This window comes from Citrobacter sp. wls613 (assembly GCF_005281195.1).
GTDB classification, from domain to species: Bacteria; Pseudomonadota; Gammaproteobacteria; order Enterobacterales; family Enterobacteriaceae; genus Citrobacter; species Citrobacter gillenii.
Map to the genome: position 1 here is coordinate 128,657 of NZ_SZXN01000080.1, position 17,117 is coordinate 145,773.

Here is a 17,117-nt window from a genome sequence, read left to right on the forward strand (position 1 = left end):
AATCGTTATATTGCTGCGTACATAACGAAACGCAAAGGAGTTACAGATGGCACGTACATGGTTACGCTTGTTTGCAGGGGCAACACTCTCTCTTTCTGTTGCCGGGCATGCATTGGCGGATGAAGGCAAAATTACGGTGTTCGCCGCGGCGTCGCTGACAAATGCGATGCAGGACATTGCAGCCCAGTATAAAAAAGAGAAGAACGTGGACGTCGTCTCCTCTTTTGCCTCGTCTTCTACGTTGGCGCGCCAAATTGAAGCCGGTGCACCCGCCGATCTGTTTATTTCTGCCGACCAGAAATGGATGGATTATGCGGTAGACAAAAAGTCTATCGACACCGCATCACGTAAAACGCTGCTCGGTAACAGCCTGGTGGTCGTGGCGCCAAAAGCGAGCGAGCAGAAAGCGTTTGCCATCGACAGTAAAACCAACTGGACCAACCTGTTGAACGGCGGGCGTCTGGCGGTCGGTGACCCGGAACATGTTCCGGCGGGCATTTATGCCAAAGAAGCGCTGCAAAAACTGGGCGCATGGGATACTCTGGCGCCGAAACTGGCCCCAGCTGAAGACGTACGCGGCGCACTGGCGCTGGTCGAACGTAACGAAGCGCCGCTGGGGATTGTTTACGGTTCCGATGCCGTCGCCAGCAAAGGCGTCAAAGTGGTCGCCACGTTCCCGGAAGATTCACACAAAAAAGTCGAATACCCTATCGCGATTGTTGATGGGCATTCTAACGCCACGGTCAGCGCGTTCTATGATTACCTGAAAGGACCGCAGGCTGCTGAAATCTTTAAACGTTATGGATTTACGACCAAGTAATGATACTCAGCGATCCTGAATGGCAGGCCGTTATACTGAGCCTGAAAGTTTCTTCCCTGGCCGTGCTGTTCAGCCTGCCGTTTGGGATCTTCTTTGCCTGGCTGCTGGTGCGCTGCACGTTTCCAGGTAAAGCTCTGCTCGACAGCGTGCTGCACTTGCCACTGGTACTGCCACCGGTGGTGGTCGGTTATCTGCTGTTAGTGGCCATGGGGCGACGCGGATTTATCGGCGAGCGGCTGTACGACTGGTTTGGTATTACGTTTGCCTTCAGCTGGCGCGGCGCGGTGCTGGCGGCGGCGGTGATGTCTTTCCCGCTGATGGTGCGGGCCATCCGTCTGGCGCTTGAAGGCGTGGACGTCAAGCTGGAACAGGCCGCCCGTACGCTGGGGGCCGGTCGCTGGCGCGTATTCCTGACCATCACCTTGCCGCTGATGCTACCGGGCATTATTGTCGGCACGGTGCTGGCATTTGCCCGCTCGCTCGGCGAGTTCGGCGCGACGATCACCTTTGTTTCCAATATTCCTGGCGAAACCCGCACTATCCCTTCGGCGATGTACACCCTGATCCAGACTCCTGGCGGTGAAAGCGCGGCGGCGAGACTTTGCATGATTTCTATTGTGCTGGCGTTAATTTCGCTACTGATTTCTGAGTGGCTGGCGCGCATCAGCCGCGAACGGACGGGGCGATAATCATGCTGGAACTGAATTTCACCCAGACGTTAGGCACGCACTGTCTGACGCTCAACGAAACGTTACCCGCCACTGGCATTACCGCGATTTTTGGCGTGTCCGGGGCGGGCAAAACCTCGCTGATTAACGCCATTAGCGGACTGACGAAGCCGCAGTCCGGGCGCATTGTGCTCAACGGTCGGGTGTTGAACGATGTAGAAAATGGCATCTGCTTAACCCCTGAAAAACGCCGGGTCGGCTACGTTTTTCAGGATGCGCGCCTGTTCCCGCATTATAAAGTGCGCGGTAACCTGCGCTACGGCATGGCGAAAAGCATGGCCGGGCAGTTTGATAAGCTGGTGACGTTGTTAGGGATTGAACCGCTACTCGAGCGCCTGCCTGGTAGCCTTTCCGGCGGTGAAAAACAGCGCGTGGCCATTGGTCGGGCGCTGCTGACCGCGCCTGAGTTGCTGCTGCTTGACGAGCCGCTGGCGTCACTGGATATTCCGCGTAAGCGTGAACTGCTACCCTACCTGCAACGCCTGGCGCGCGAAATCAACATCCCGATGCTGTATGTCAGCCATTCGCTGGATGAGATTTTGCATCTGGCCGATAAAGTGATGGTGCTGGAGAACGGCCAGGTAAAAGCGTTTGGCTCGCTGGAGGATGTCTGGGGCAGCAGCGTGATGCACCCCTGGCTACCGAAAGAACAGCAAAGCAGCATCCTCAAAGTCAGCGTGCTGGAACATCATCCGCATTATTCAATGACCGCGCTGGCGCTGGGCGATCAGCATCTGTGGGTTAATAAACTGGAGCAGCCGCTGCAAACCGCGCTGCGTATTCGTATTCAGGCCTCGGATGTATCACTGGTATTACAACCGCCGCAGCAGACCAGTATTCGCAACGTGTTGCGCGCCAAGGTCGCGCAGTGCTATGACGACAATGGGCAGGTGGAAGTGCAGCTTGAGGTCGGCGGTAAAACGCTGTGGGCGAGGATCAGCCCGTGGGCCAGGGATGAACTGGGCATCAAACCTGGCCTGTGGCTGTACGCGCAAATTAAGAGCGTGTCGATAACCGCCTGATTACAGCAGGTGAGAATAAATAAATTTGGCGATGCTGTCGGTGGTGTTGTCACCAATCACGATATTGGCGCGGGCTTTGACCGCGTCGTCTGCATTGCCCATCGCCACGCCGGTGCCTGCGGCTTCCAGCATACTGATATCGTTAAAGTTGTCGCCAAAGGCGATGACATTCTCCATTGACCCGCCCTGCGCTTCAATCCACTGGGTCAGGCGTTTTCCTTTGCTGTTGCCTTTGCGGGCCACGTCGACCTGATCGTGCCATGACCATTCGCACTCCAGCCCCAGCTGTTGCTCAACGTGCTTGCCAAACTGCTGCAGCTTAGGAATATCTTCGTCGGTAAGGGCAAATTTCCAGACGGCGTTAACGTCCTGTGCGGCCTGCGCCAGTGAGGGGACCTGGGTAAAGGTGGGACGCTGCTCCGGCGGCAGGGTTTGCGCCCAGTTTGCGGTACGTACCACATGCCCGGTCGGGCGCTCATACAGCATGGCATCGTCTACATACATCAGACCGTGGATCTGATGTGCCTCCAGCAGATCGATCAGTTGCAGCGCCTGATCAACGGGAAGGGGATCGGATTGCAGAACCTTTTTTGCCTGATAATCATACAAGTAAGTGCCATTACAGCAAATTGCAGGTGTATCCAGCGCCAGTGCCTGATAAAAAGGATGAATAGCAACGTGATGGCGACCTGTGACAATGATAAGTTGGTAGCCGGCTTCTCTGGCGCGCGAGAGCGCTTCGAGAGAAGAGGGCAGTAAGGTTTTTTTCGGGGTCAGCAACGTACCGTCTAAATCCAGGGCAATCACGCGAGTGGTCATCAGTTATTCCAGATTAAGGTTGAGAATTGTGTCTTTGGGCATGGTACACCGAGTCGGCAACCGGACAAAATTCTGAGTCTTAATTAAGCATTCACCGTTAAAAGCGTCTACCTTAGGCGTGTGTCAGGCAATTGCAGCCACTTGCCAAAAAGTAAAAGGAGCATTCATGAAGCAAACCGTTTATACCGCCAGCCCTGAAAGTCAGCAGATCCACGTCTGGAGCCTGAACCACGACGGTTCACTGACGCTGACGCAGGTGGTTGATGTACCGGGTCAGGTGCAGCCGATGGTCGTCAGCCCGGATAAGCGCTATCTGTATGTTGGCGTGCGTCCTGAGTTTCGCGTGCTGGCCTACCGTATTGCGCCGGATGACGGTGCGCTGACCTTTGCCGCAGAATCTGCGCTGCCGGGCAGCCCGACGCATATTTCGACCGATCATCAAGGTCGTTTTGTGTTTGTCGGATCGTACAACGCAGGCAGCGTGAGCGTGACGCGTCTGGAGGATGGCCTACCGGTTGAGCTGGTGGACGTAGTAGAAGGTATGGACGGGTGCCACTCGGCCAATATCTCTCCGGATAACCGCACGCTGTGGGTTCCCGCACTGAAGCAGGATCGTATCTGTCTATTTGGCCTCAGTGATGATGGCAAGCTGATCGCACAGGATCCGGCGGAGGTGACGACCGTAGAGGGCGCGGGACCGCGTCATATGGCGTTCCATCCGAATCATCAGTACGCCTATTGCGTCAATGAGCTGAACAGTTCGGTTGATGTCTGGGAACTGAACGATCCGCACGGCAAAATTGAGTGCGTACAAACGCTGGATATGATGCCAGCTGATTTCTCCGACACCCGCTGGGCGGCAGATATTCATATCACGCCTGATGGTCGTCATCTGTATGCCTGTGACCGTACCGCCAGCCTGATTACGGTGTTTAGCGTGTCAGAAGACGGCAGCGTGCTGACCAAAGAGGGCTTCCAGCCTACCGAAACCCAGCCGCGTGGTTTTAATATCGACAGCCGCGGAAAATACCTGATTGCCGCCGGGCAGAAATCGCACCACATTGCGGTGTATGACATTGCGGGTGAGCAGGGACTGCTGACCGAGAAAGGTCGCTATGCGGTCGGACAAGGCCCGATGTGGGTCGTGATCAACGCATACTAAGACTTTATGCCAAATGGCCTACGATAAGCACACGCTTCGTAGGCCTGATAAGGCATTAGCCGCCATCAGGCACTCTGTTTCCCTTGGAGATCGGAAATCGGTCGCCACAAGTTGTCCTTCTCTTCGGCCCACAGATTTAACAGCAGAGAAAAAAAGCGTTCAGCGGGAGGAGAGAGCACCGCATCTTTACGCCGAATAACGCCTAACGTGCGCCTAATCACGGGCTCAACCAGCGGGATGCCGATCAGCGTTGGATGCGACGTGTGCGGCATGGCCAACCCTGGCAACGCGGAAACCCCCAGCCCAGCCTCCACCAGGCCAAGCGAGGTGGATAAATGGCGAACCTCGTAAAACCAATCCAGCTTCCACGGTTTGTCTGCCAGGTGTTGCTCAATCAGCAATCGGTTACCGCTCGACGAACGCACGCCTATTAATTTGCAATTCACCAGTTCTTGCCATTCGACCAGCTGTTTATGGGCGAGCGGATGATCGCGCCGACATGCCAGAACAAAGGGTTCGTTAACCAGCGGGGTGAATTCAATGGAAGAATTTGTGATGTTGTTCATGTTTATGCCAAAATCAGCCTCGTTGCAAAGTACGGATTCCATACAATTATTCGTACCTTGTTCAATAATTCGCACCTTAATATTGGGATATAGCTCATTAAATTTGCCGATCGCCAACGGTAAAAAATAGAAAACGGCGGTAGGGATACAGGATAACGTTACCATCCCGTGATAATGTGTATTCATTTTGCTGATATTAAAGATTGTTTCATCTAGGGTTCTAATTAATTCACGGGCTTCTGGTAATAACAACTGGCCTGCTTTTGTTAATGTGACTTTGCGGGTTGTTCTCTCAAATAGTTGAGTGTGTAAATACTCTTCCATTTTCTTTATTCTACGTGTTAATGCAGGTTGCGTAATATTAAGTAACTTAGCCGCATTGTTAAAAGAATTGGACTCTGCCAGCGTGACAAATGCTTTCATGCTCGATAATTCATGTTTCATTCCGACTCCAGACAAGGTTAAGGGACGTTCTGTCCTGATAGAGCGACCAGTTTACCTGCCATTGTTAATCTTGAATTAATAAAAAAAAGTCACTAATCACGACAACAAAGTCATTAGCCAGCGTATTTCACGCATGTAATCCTGTCTTTAATATGAATAATATAGTTGAGGGCATTGGCGTGAAAAAAATACCTTGCGTTATGATGCGTGGAGGAACCTCCAGAGGCGCATTTTTATTAGCAGAACATCTACCACAAGAGAAAACGCAGCGTGATGATGTATTGATTAAAATTATGGGTTCCGGGAATGCGCTGGAAATCGACGGTATTGGTGGGGGCAATCCGCTAACCAGTAAAGTGGCGATTATCAGTCGTTCAACCGACCCGCAGGCAGATATTGATTATTTATTTGCTCAGGTTTTGGTGCATGAACAACGTGTCGATACCTCGCCAAATTGCGGAAATATGCTTTCCGCCGTCGGGGGATTCGCCATCGAAAATGGGCTGATTGCCGCCACAGCGCCGACGACGCGCGTACGGATTCGCAATATAAACACCAATACATTTATTGAAGCCGATGTGCAGACGCCGCAAGGTGTTGTTGAATATGAAGGCCCGGTAAAAATAGACGGCGTACCGGGTACGTCAGCGCCTGTGGCACTCACGTTCCTGAATGCTGCGGGATCCAAAACAGGACGTATTTTCCCAACGGGGAACCATCGTGATTATTTTGATACCGTTCCGGTGACCTGTATAGATATGGCGACACCGGTGGTGATTATTCCCGCTGAATATCTGGGCAAAACCGGTTATGAATCACCGGAAGAACTGGATGCTGACTCAGAATTATTAGCACGTATGGAATCTATTCGCTGTCAGGCAGGGCTGGCTATGGGGTTAGGGGATGTTTCCAATATGGTCATTCCTAAACCTATCCTTATTTCAGCGCCGCAGCAGAGTGGTGCAATTACTGTGCGCTATTTTATGCCTCACGCTTGCCATAAAGCGCTGGCGATCACTGGCGCTATTGCCATTGCCAGCAGTTGCGTGATTGCTGGGACGGTAACTCAGCAGGTAGCACCGGGGGTAGGGTATGGAAATATCAGCATTGAACACCCCGGTGGCTCACTGGATATTTATTTGAGTAATGAAAGTGATGATGCTACGGCTATTCGCGCCTCGGTGATTCGCACCGCCCGGAAAATATTTTCTGGTGAGGTTTACCTTCCCGCATAACGTTAATTAAAACGGTTATGCATCGCGGATACTGGATTTATTTCGCGAGATTGCCTGTACGTATAAATCAGGAATACCACATGAATGTGAAATCATTATGGAAGCTAATCGTTATATTGGCGATCCCCTGTATTATTGGCATTATTCCTGCACCAGCAGGATTAACGGAACTTGCCTGGGTTCTTTTCGGTATTTATCTTGCCGCTATTGTCGGGTTGGTGATCAAACCTTTTCCTGAGCCGGTAGTGTTGTTGATTGCCGTCGCGGCATCAATGGTCGTTGTCGGTAATTTAGGTCACGGCGTACTAAAAACCAGCAGCGTTCTCAGCGGTTATGCGTCAGGCACCACGTGGCTGGTTTTCTCTGCATTTACGCTAAGTGCCGCGTTTGTGACTACCGGTCTGGGCAAGCGAATTGCCTATATTTTGATCGGCAAAATCGGGAATACCACACTGGGGCTAGGCTACGTCACTGTTTTTCTGGACCTGGTTTTGGCGCCAGCAACACCATCTAACACCGCGCGAGCGGGAGGGATTGTGCTGCCAATCATCAATAGCGTGGCGGTGGCATTGGGGTCTGAACCAGACAGAAGCCCACGCCGTGTTGGCCACTACCTGATGATGACGGTCTATATGGTCACCAAAACCACCAGCTATATGTTTTTTACCGCCATGGCAGGCAACATCCTGGCATTGAAAATGATTAACGATATCTGTCACCTGCAGTTAAGTTGGGGCGGATGGGCGCTGGCGGCGAGTTTACCTGGTATTGTGATGTTGCTCCTGACTCCGTTAGTTATCTACTTTATGTATCCGCCTGAAATTACCAAAGTGGATAACAAAACCATCGCCAAAGCTGGACTCCAGGAACTGGGGCCGATGAAAGGGCGAGAAAAAATGCTGTTGGGCATTTTTGTTCTTGCACTATTAGGGTGGATCTTCAGTAAAAGCCTCGGCGTTGATGAATCAACGGTGGCCATTGTAGTGATGGGCGCGATGCTCCTCTTGGGCGTAGTGACCTGGGATGATGTGGTAAAAAATAAAGGGGGCTGGAATACCTTAATTTGGTACGGCGGAATTATTGGCCTGAGTTCTTTATTATCGAAAGTGAAGTTTTTTGACTGGTTAGCTGAACTGTTCAAAAATAACCTCTCTTTTGACAATCATAGCAATGTAGCCTTCTTCGTTATTTTGTTCCTGAGTATTATTGTCCGCTATTTCTTCGCTTCCGGTAGCGCTTATATTGTGGCGATGATGCCCGTCTTTGCCATGTTAGCGAATGTCTCTGGTGCACCACTGATGTTAACGGCTCTGGCATTACTGTTCTCTAACTCATATGGCGGAATGGTAACCCATTATGGCGGCGCGGCGGGTCCGGTTATTTTCGGTGTGGGCTATAACGACATTAAATCGTGGTGGCTGGTTGGCGGTATGCTGACATTCTTAACTTTTATTGTGCATATCACCCTGGGCGTATGGTGGTGGAGCATGTTGATTGACTGGAATATGTTGTAAATAACACGTCAATCTTCAGTCTATTAAATTTATTGATTAACAATGCCTTTGTGCACGGTATTTGTGCGGGCGTTGTACCATGGAGTATGTGATGATTAAATTATATGAGAAAGGCGTCTTTCTCTCCGAAAACAATGAACTGTTAACCGAGGAACATTGTTCCGGGCATATCGAAAAAGATCACGCGAAAAAAGGGACTATCGCCTGGTCGATTCTGTCGGCACACAATACGTCGGGAGATATGGACAAGCTTAAAATTAAGTTTGACTCATTAGCGTCACACGATATTACCTTTGTCGGCATTATTCAGACAGCGAAAGCTTCAGGCATGGAGCGTTTCCCGTTGCCTTACGTGTTGACCAACTGCCATAACGCATTATGTGCGGTAGGCGGGACCATTAACGGTGACGATCATCTGTTCGGGCTGTCCGCGGCGCAACGCTATGGGGGCATTTTTGTGCCTCCACATATTGCGGTGATCCATCAATATATGCGTGAGATGATGGCCGGCGGCGGAAAAATGATCCTCGGCTCAGACAGCCATACGCGCTATGGCGCACTGGGCACAATGGCAGTCGGTGAAGGTGGCGGCGAGCTGGTCAAGCAACTGTTAAACGATACCTGGGATGTTGATTATCCTGACGTTGTTGCGGTCTATCTGACCGGAAAACCGGCACCTGGCGTGGGGCCGCAGGATGTCGCGCTAGCTATTATCGGCGCGGTGTTTAAAAACGGCTACGTCAAAAATAAAGTGATGGAGTTTGTCGGTCCGGGTATTAAGTCTCTCTCCACAGATTTTCGCAACAGCGTTGATGTGATGACGACAGAAACCACCTGTCTGAGCTCCGTCTGGCAAACGGATGACGAAACCCGCAGTTGGCTGGCGCTACATGGCCGTGAGCAAGACTATCGCCCGCTGAACCCGCAGCCGATGGCGTATTACGATGGCTGTATTTATGTTGATCTGAGCGCCATCAAGCCGATGATCGCGCTGCCTTTCCACCCCAGCAATGTCTATGAAATTGACACCCTCAATGAGAATCTCACCGATATTCTTCGCGGGATCGAAATTGAATCTGCGCGTATCGCGCAAGGGAAAGCCAGCCTCTCACTGCTCGACAAAGTTGAGAATGGGCGTTTAAAAGTACAGCAGGGGATCATTGCCGGGTGCTCGGGCGGCAACTACGAAAACGTGATTGCCGCCGCCAGTGCGCTACGCGGTCAATCCTGCGGTAGCGACACCTTCTCGCTGGCGGTCTACCCCTCATCACAGCCGGTGTTTATGGACTTAGCGAAGAAAGGCGTGGTGGCGGATTTGATGGGCGCGGGTGCCATTATCCGAACTGCGTTCTGTGGCCCTTGCTTCGGCGCGGGTGACACACCAGTCAATAACGGGCTGAGCATTCGCCATACCACACGTAATTTCCCTAACCGCGAAGGCTCGAAGCCGGGCAACGGGCAAATGTCAGCCGTGGCGCTGATGGACGCGCGTTCCATAGCCGCAACAGCGGTAAACGGCGGATTCCTGACCCCGGCAACCGACCTGGACTGTTGGGACGAAATTCCGGCCTATGCATTTGACCCTGCGCCTTATAAAAGTCGTGTGTATCAGGGCTTTGTGAAAGGTGCCACGCAGCAGGCGTTAATCTATGGTCCCAATATTAAAGACTGGCCGGAGCTTGGCGCACTGACTGACAATATTTTGTTGAAGGTCGCCTCGAAAATTCTTGATGAAGTGACGACGACCGACGAGCTGATCCCATCCGGGGAGACGTCGTCCTATCGCTCAAATCCTTTAGGATTGGCGGAATTTACGCTTTCACGGCGGGATCCCGGTTATGTGGGGAGGAGTAAAGCTACTGCTGAGCTGGAAAAACAGCGACGGGCTGGTGGTGTGAACAGCGCATTGTCACCCATCTTCGACCGTATTCGTCAGATTGCCGGTCAGGAAGATGTTGTGCCACTGGAAACGGGGATTGGCAGCATGATTTATGCCGTCAAACCGGGAGATGGTTCCGCGCGTGAGCAGGCGGCAAGCTGCCAGCGCGTGATTGGTGGGCTGGCGAATATCACCGAGGAATATGCCACCAAGCGTTACCGTTCCAACGTCATCAACTGGGGGATGCTGCCGCTGCAAATGAGCGGGAAGCCGTCTTTCGAGGTGGGTGATTATATTTACATTCCCGGTATTCGCCGCGCGCTGGACGCATGCAGTCGCGAGATTACCGCATACGTACTGTATGAGAATGGGTCGGTCAGTGAAATTAGCCTGTATATGGAAAGTCTGACGGCGGAAGAGCGTGAAATCATCAAGGCAGGAAGTTTGATTAACGCGAATAAAGCGCGTTTGATGTAAGGCTTACTGTAGGCCGGATGGCGGTTTTCGTCGCCATCCGGCACATTGCCCGGTGGCGCATGCGCTTACCGGGCCTACATAAGAGAATGACGTTTACTGCTTCGGCTCGGCAACCACTTTGCTACCCACACCGCGGTTGTTGTATTCCCACATGCGGTTAAAGTTGGTGTCGTTCAGGTTACGCTGGATTTCACCTTTGTCGTCTTCCGCACCGGTGTTGCCGGTAAACGGATGCTTACCGATTACGCTGTCACCCCATGGCTTCGCCATGTTAAAGCCTTCGTTGATCACGCTGTCGCGGATCACCACCTGACCGTTGGTGTTAGCATCGACATCCAGTGAGCGGCCTAACTGCGCCACGCCATCACCGGCAGCCGTAAAGCGGCTGTTGACGGCAAGGAAACCGTAATAAATGTTCGACAGCGTGGCAGGTGCGAACACGTAGGCTTCCTGCTGGGTGCGAGAATTGACGACGCGGAAATCGGTGTTTTCGAATACCACCGCGCCGCGACCAGAAACAATATCCACATCGCCTTCAATGTAGCTGTTTGTCACCAGCGTACGCGGTTGACGATCGTTTTCCAGACGGTTTTGTACACCGCTGTTGGTTACGAAGAAGGTGTTCTGACGACCCAGAATGTTGACGTTGTTGATCTGTACTTTATCGCCATCGGTACGCAGAGCAACGGCCGGATGGTTACCTGCATCCACGCTGTCGCCGAGGTTGTTTTCGATGGTCAGGTTCTGTAACTGCAGACCGTTGTTTTGTGACCAGACGACTGCAGAACACAGTACGCCAATGTTGGTACCGCGCTTGCTCTGGCAATTATCAAACATATACCACGCAGGTTTACCCGGCATATATTTGCCGCCTGGGTTGACCGTACGACGCCAGTCAGCGGTGCTCATCTCTCCGTCAATTGCCTGGCCAATTTTCACATCAAGCGGTTTTTCGCCCATGCCGTACAGCGTCAGGCTGCCCGTTGCTGCCGGGATATAAACCGTGCCCTGATATTCACCCGGCATGATCGCAATATATTGACGCTTGTTGGTGCGTTTAATGATTGCTGCATCCACCGCCGCCTGAATGGTGGTGTGGGTGACGCCCTGAGTCCCTGCCGGGCCGACAACAAAATCAGGCTGTGCGGGCAGAGAAATCGCAGAAGGGGACCACGGCGCGGTGTTTGGCGTCAGTGCAGAAAAATAATGAGCCGCGACAAAATTGCTGGCTTCATTTGCCGACAGAATCGGGCGCGAGGAGGTGCCTGGCGCGGTCTGGTCGGAAGGAATTTGATCGGGCGAGGTTGCGCTACAGGCGGTCAGCGTCACGCCAAAAGCCATTACCAGCGCCAGACGGGAAACTGATGAAATGTTCACAGGTTGCTCCGGGCTTTGAAATTTATCCATTGAAGCCTGCTTTTTTATACTAAGTTGAGCGAAACGGAAAGGCGAAAAGGTAAAAAGTTGTTTTTTATAGCAGCAATGTCGGATGCAGAACGTCCTGATATCACAATTAAATAACAATTATCGCCCTTCAGGTTGACAACATCCGCAGGATCTCAATAAATGTCTATACAACCTATGACAAGTGGTGAGTGGAATGCAGCAATTTTTCCCTGATGATGCCATCTGGCGTAACGTCCGCCTGGCGACCATGGATCCTGAACGTAATACCCCGTATGGGCTGGTGGACGGTCACGCGCTGATTATTCGACAGGGCAAGATTCGCGCCATCGTGCCTGAATCCTCGTTATACCGCACACATGACAATACCTTTGATATGCAGGGTCGGCTGGTTACGCCAGGTTTGATTGATTGCCACACGCATCTGGTTTTTGGCGGAAATCGTGCAGGCGAGTGGGAGCAGCGGCTGAATGGTGTGTCTTACCAGCAAATCAGCGCCCAGGGTGGGGGCATAAACGCCACCGTGTCGGCGACCCGCCGCGCATCTGACGATCAGCTCCTTGCCGTGGCGCGCGCGCGCATGGAACGGCTGATAAAAGAAGGCGTCACGTTGCTGGAAGTGAAATCAGGCTATGGTCTGGATTTGGCGACAGAAGAGAAAATTTTGCGCGTGGTCTCTGCGCTGGCGGCGGAAAATACCCTTGAAATCAGCCCCACGCTGCTGGCCGCGCACGCGACACCGGCGGAATACCGTGACGATCCTGACGGCTATATTACGCTGGTGTGCGAGACCATTTTGCCGCAGCTGTGGGAACAGGGACTGTTTGAGACTGTCGACCTGTTTTGTGAAAGCGTTGGGTTTAGCCTGGCACAAAGTGAACGGGTATTTCAGGCCGCTCAGGCGTTGGGCATTCCGGTTAAGGGCCACGTTGAACAGCTGTCGTTGCTCGGTGGCGCGCAGTTGGTGAGTCGCTATCACGGATTATCGGCCGATCATATTGAATATCTTGATGAAGCGGGCGTGGCGGCGATGAGCCACAGCGGCACGGTAGGGGTCCTGCTACCCGGTGCCTTTTATTTTCTTAAAGAGAAACAGCGCCCGCCGGTGGAGTGGCTACGTCAATATAACGTGCCAATGGCGGTGGCGACGGATTTCAACCCTGGTACCAGTCCGTTTATCAGTTTGCACTGGGCGATGAACATGGCCTGCGTGCAGTTTGGCTTAACGCCGGAAGAAGCGTGGGCGGGCGTCACGCGTCATGCGGCGCAAGCCCTTGGTCGTCAGGCGACCCATGGGCAATTGAGGGCCGGGTTCGTGGCGGACTTTGTGGTGTGGGACGCCCACCTTCCGGTTGAGATCCTGTATGAACCTGGCCGCAACCCGCTGTATCAACGCGTATTCCGAGGACAACCATCATGAGTCACTGGCATCCCGCATCTCCCGCGCTTTGGCAAGGTCGCGATGATCGCGCTGAGTCACCCAACGCGCTGCGCCTGTTTCAGACCATCACGCTCAGTGCAGCGTTTAGCCCGGAAAACTATCGTGAACAGATAGCGCTGCTGGGATTCGCCTGCGATGAAGGCGTAAAGCGTAATCAGGGACGCACGGGGTCGGCTGGCGCACCTGATGCACTGCGTAAAGCGCTGGCGAATTTAGCCAGCCACCAAGGCCATGACCGGCTGGTGGATCTGGGCAACATTGTGGCGCAAGCCCCCGATCTCGAAGGGGCGCAGCAGGCGTTACGCCATGCGGTACAGCGTTGTCAGCAGGCTGAGATGCGCACTTTCGTGCTGGGGGGCGGGCACGAAACCGCCTTTGCCCACGGTGCAGGTGTGCTGGATGCGTTCCCACGCTTAACCGTGGGCATCGTCAATCTCGATGCCCACCTCGACTTACGCCATGCCGATCGGGCCACCTCCGGTACGCCGTTTCGCCAGTTGGCGCAGCTTTGCGACGTGCAGCAGCGTGAATTTCATTACGCCTGCTTTGGTGTTAACCGGGCGGCTAACACCCAGGCGCTGTGGGATGAAGCGCAGCGGCTTGGGGTTACAGTGGTGGAGGATCTGCACTGTCAAAACGCGCAGGCACAGATGGCGCAGTTTATTTCCAGCGTAGACGTCATCTATCTGACCATCGACCTCGACGTTCTACCGGTCTGGGAAATGCCCGCTGTGTCCGCACCCGCCGCGCTGGGCGTGCCGTTGTCGACGCTGCTGAGGCTGATTGAGCCCCTGTGCCGCTGCGGTAAGCTGCAGGCGGTAGACATGGTTGAATTTAATCCCCGTTTTGACGATGATGGCAACGCGGCGCGCGTTGCGGCGCGTCTTGGCTGGCAAATCGCACACTGGTGGCACTGACGTGTCGAATAGCGTTACGCCGCCATTTTTCCACTCTCATTTTTCAGCGTAAGGAAGGCTAACGCATGCTCCCATCCCACTCCCGTTCTGCCCCGGCACCTTTTTACGAAAAGGTAAAACAGGAGATCAGTGAAAAGATTGCCAGCGGTATCTGGCAACCTCACGATCGCATCCCGTCGGAAGCGGAGTTGGTCGCGCAGTATGGTTTTAGCCGTATGACTATTAATCGGGCGCTGCGTGAGCTTACTGACGAGGGGCTGCTGGTGCGTTTGCAGGGCGTCGGTACGTTTGTCGCCGAGCCGAAAGGTCAGTCCGCGTTGTTTGAAATTCGCAGCATTGCCGATGAAATTATCGCCCGCCAGCATCAGCATCGGTGCGAGGTGCTGAAGCTGGAAAGCACACGCGCGAACGCGCAGCAGGCCACGGCGCTGAACGTTAAAGAAGGTACCTTTATTTATCACTCGATCATGGTGCACTTTGAAAACTCCCTACCTGTACAAATTGAAGATCGCTGCGTCAATGCGGAGATTGTGCCGGAGTACCTGACACAGGATTACAGTCAGACCACGCCGCACGCCTATCTGTCGCTGATCGCCCCGTTGACCGAAGGCGAGCATATTGTCGAAGCGGTTCGCGCCAGCGCGGAAGAGTGCGCGCTGCTGAACATTAAAGAACACGATCCCTGCCTGCTGATCCGTCGCAAGACCTGGTCCGCGTCATCCATTGTCTCTCATGCTCGTTTGCTTTTTCCGGGTTCCCGCTATCGTCTGCAAGGGCGCTTCATGTCCTGAAAATCGTGATTGCTGCCGCAGTATGACGAAAATGTAGATTACTTGTTAACTATAATCTTGCGTTTGATTGTATAGACAAGTATATACTTTTAACCAATGTGACCGTTCATCGTAGGCCTGATTAGACGCGTTAGCGTCGCCATCAGGCGCTGTGCCGGATGGCGGCGTATACGCCTGATCCGGCCTACATTCAGTCTGAGGAGTTTCCGTCATGTCTCACAGCAAGTATCGTCAGCAGGATATTCGTGCCCCACGCGGCACCACCTTAACGGCCAAAAGCTGGCTGACCGAAGCGCCGCTGCGCATGTTAATGAACAATCTCGATCCTGATGTGGCGGAAAATCCCCATGAGCTGGTGGTGTACGGCGGGATCGGTCGCGCCGCGCGTGACTGGGAATGCTATGACGCCATCGTCAAGGCGCTGACCAAACTGGAGGCCGATGAAACGCTGCTGGTCCAGTCGGGTAAACCAGTCGGCGTCTTCAAAACCCACGACAATGCGCCACGCGTGCTGATTGCCAACTCCAACCTGGTCCCGCACTGGGCGACCTGGGAACACTTCAACGAACTGGATGCGAAAGGGTTGGCGATGTACGGCCAGATGACCGCCGGGAGCTGGATTTATATCGGCAGTCAGGGCATTGTGCAGGGGACGTATGAAACCTTCGTTGAAGCCGGACGTCAACATTATCAGGGTAGCCTGAGTGGACGCTGGGTACTGACCGCTGGTCTTGGCGGAATGGGCGGGGCGCAGCCGTTAGCCGCGACGCTGGCGGGCGCGTGTTCGCTGAACATTGAATGTCAGCAAAGCCGTATCGATTTCCGTCTGCGTACCCGCTATGTGGATGAGCAGGCCACAACGCTGGATGACGCGCTGGCGCGTATCGACAAATACACCCGTGAGGGTAAAGCCGTTTCTATTGCGCTGTGCGCGAACGCGGCCGACGTTGTTCCGGAACTGGTGAAGCGTGGTGTGCGTCCGGATATGGTCACCGATCAGACCAGCGCGCATGACCCGCTACACGGTTATCTGCCGTCCGGCTGGAGCTGGGAAGAGTACCAGGCAAAAGCGGTATCCGATCCGCAGGGTACGGTGCAGGCGGCGAAACGTTCCATGGCCACACACGTACAGGCAATGCTGGACTTTAGCAAAATGGGTGTGCCGACGTTTGATTACGGTAATAACATTCGCCAGATGGCCAAAGAGATGGGCGTGGAAAATGCCTTTGATTTCCCTGGCTTTGTACCCGCCTATATTCGTCCACTGTTCTGTCGCGGCATTGGTCCCTTCCGCTGGGTGGCGCTTTCCGGCGATCCGCAGGATATTTATAAGACCGATGCCAAAGTAAAAGAAATTGTTGCCGACGATAAACACCTGCACCACTGGCTGGATATGGCACGTGAGCGGATTAACTTCCAGGGCTTGCCAGCCCGTATCTGCTGGGTTGGTCTGGAGTGGCGGCAAAAACTGGGGCTGGCGTTTAACGAAATGGTGCGCAGCGGTGAAGTCTCCGCGCCTATCGTCATTGGACGTGACCATCTGGACTCTGGCTCTGTTGCCAGCCCAAACCGTGAAACCGAAGCCATGCGCGACGGTTCTGACGCCGTGTCCGACTGGCCGCTGCTGAACGCGCTGCTCAATACCGCCAGCGGGGCAACCTGGGTGTCGCTGCACCACGGCGGCGGGGTCGGCATGGGCTTCTCGCAACATGCGGGGATGGTGATTGTGTGTGACGGCACCGATGAAGCTGCCGCACGTATTGCTCGGGTTTTGCATAACGATCCGGCCACGGGCGTCATGCGTCACGCAGACGCCGGGTATGACATCGCGGTGGAATGTGCCGTTGAGCAAGGATTGAATTTACCGATGATTGCTGGGACGCAGGGGAAAGACTGAA

The 17,117-nt window shown here is 53.7% G+C and carries 14 protein-coding genes; 11 read left to right on the forward strand and 3 right to left on the reverse strand.

Annotation, left to right across the window (positions count from 1 at the left end; all coding sequences use genetic code 11):
• The first annotated feature begins 46 nt into the window (after positions 1-46).
• From modA to modC, 3 genes are read left to right on the forward strand one after another with little or no spacing between them, the layout of a single operon-like run.
• Complete coding sequence (gene modA / locus FDX01_RS19575) at positions 47-820, forward strand: molybdate ABC transporter substrate-binding protein (protein WP_137400316.1); 774 nt, start codon at positions 47-49, stop codon at positions 818-820.
• The gene (modB, locus tag FDX01_RS19580; protein ID WP_117341655.1) at positions 820-1,509 is read left to right on the forward strand and encodes a molybdate ABC transporter permease subunit; all 690 of its coding nucleotides are present in this window, start codon (positions 820-822) and stop codon (positions 1,507-1,509) included. Before modA ends, modB begins: the two co-directional genes overlap by 1 nt.
• Before the next feature lie 2 nt (positions 1,510-1,511).
• On the forward strand, positions 1,512-2,570 hold the full coding sequence (modC, locus tag FDX01_RS19585) for a molybdenum ABC transporter ATP-binding protein ModC (RefSeq protein ID WP_117341656.1): 1,059 nt from the start codon (positions 1,512-1,514) through the stop codon (positions 2,568-2,570).
• On the opposite strand, the gene FDX01_RS19590 is transcribed toward modC, so the two are convergent.
• A complete protein-coding gene (locus FDX01_RS19590) occupies positions 2,571-3,389 on the reverse strand; it encodes a pyridoxal phosphatase (protein WP_115259019.1) in 819 nt (272 codons plus the stop codon).
• 166 nt (positions 3,390-3,555) lie between these two features.
• Between FDX01_RS19590 and pgl the strand changes: the two genes are divergently transcribed.
• A complete protein-coding gene (gene pgl / locus FDX01_RS19595; protein ID WP_115259018.1) occupies positions 3,556-4,551 on the forward strand; it encodes a 6-phosphogluconolactonase in 996 nt (331 codons plus the stop codon).
• Positions 4,552-4,616: 65 nt separating this feature from the next.
• Here pgl and FDX01_RS19600 read toward each other — a convergent pair whose 3' ends face one another.
• Positions 4,617-5,561: a LysR family transcriptional regulator gene (locus FDX01_RS19600; RefSeq protein WP_115259017.1), complete on the reverse strand. Its 945-nt coding sequence runs from the start codon at positions 5,559-5,561 to the stop codon at positions 4,617-4,619.
• A gap of 179 nt (positions 5,562-5,740) precedes the next feature.
• On the opposite strand from FDX01_RS19600, the gene FDX01_RS19605 reads away from it, so the two are divergent.
• The 3 genes from FDX01_RS19605 to FDX01_RS19615 all read left to right on the forward strand — a co-directional run bounded on the left by FDX01_RS19605 (position 5,741) and on the right by FDX01_RS19615 (position 10,666).
• Positions 5,741-6,796 carry a 4-oxalomesaconate tautomerase gene (locus FDX01_RS19605; RefSeq protein WP_137400317.1) on the forward strand — a complete coding sequence of 352 codons (1,056 nt, stop codon included), beginning with the start codon at positions 5,741-5,743 and terminating at the stop codon, positions 6,794-6,796.
• 80 nt (positions 6,797-6,876) lie between these two features.
• Complete coding sequence (locus FDX01_RS19610) at positions 6,877-8,310, forward strand: anion permease (RefSeq protein WP_117341659.1); 1,434 nt, start codon at positions 6,877-6,879, stop codon at positions 8,308-8,310.
• 91 nt (positions 8,311-8,401) lie between these two features.
• Positions 8,402-10,666 (forward strand): hydratase, encoded by a 2,265-nt coding sequence (locus tag FDX01_RS19615; RefSeq protein ID WP_137400318.1) that lies wholly within the window; start codon positions 8,402-8,404, stop codon positions 10,664-10,666.
• 93 nt (positions 10,667-10,759) lie between these two features.
• Here the strand turns inward: FDX01_RS19615 and FDX01_RS19620 are convergent, their stop codons facing one another.
• Positions 10,760-12,043 (reverse strand): putative acyl-CoA thioester hydrolase, encoded by a 1,284-nt coding sequence (locus FDX01_RS19620; RefSeq protein ID WP_115259975.1) that lies wholly within the window; start codon positions 12,041-12,043, stop codon positions 10,760-10,762.
• A gap of 223 nt (positions 12,044-12,266) precedes the next feature.
• On the opposite strand from FDX01_RS19620, the gene hutI reads away from it, so the two are divergent.
• From hutI to hutU, 4 genes are all read left to right on the forward strand, one after another.
• Positions 12,267-13,490, forward strand: coding sequence for an imidazolonepropionase (gene hutI, locus FDX01_RS19625; protein WP_137400319.1), 1,224 nt, complete (start codon positions 12,267-12,269; stop codon positions 13,488-13,490).
• The gene (gene hutG, locus FDX01_RS19630) at positions 13,487-14,428 is read left to right on the forward strand and encodes a formimidoylglutamase (protein WP_137400320.1); all 942 of its coding nucleotides are present in this window, start codon (positions 13,487-13,489) and stop codon (positions 14,426-14,428) included. The genes hutI and hutG overlap by 4 nt, the downstream gene beginning before the upstream one ends.
• 65 nt (positions 14,429-14,493) lie before the next feature.
• The gene (locus tag FDX01_RS19635; protein ID WP_096757790.1) at positions 14,494-15,219 is read left to right on the forward strand and encodes a histidine utilization repressor; all 726 of its coding nucleotides are present in this window, start codon (positions 14,494-14,496) and stop codon (positions 15,217-15,219) included.
• Between the two features lie 211 nt (positions 15,220-15,430).
• A complete protein-coding gene (hutU, locus tag FDX01_RS19640) occupies positions 15,431-17,116 on the forward strand; it encodes a urocanate hydratase (protein WP_096757789.1) in 1,686 nt (561 codons plus the stop codon).
• The last annotated feature ends 1 nt before the right edge of the window (position 17,117 follow it).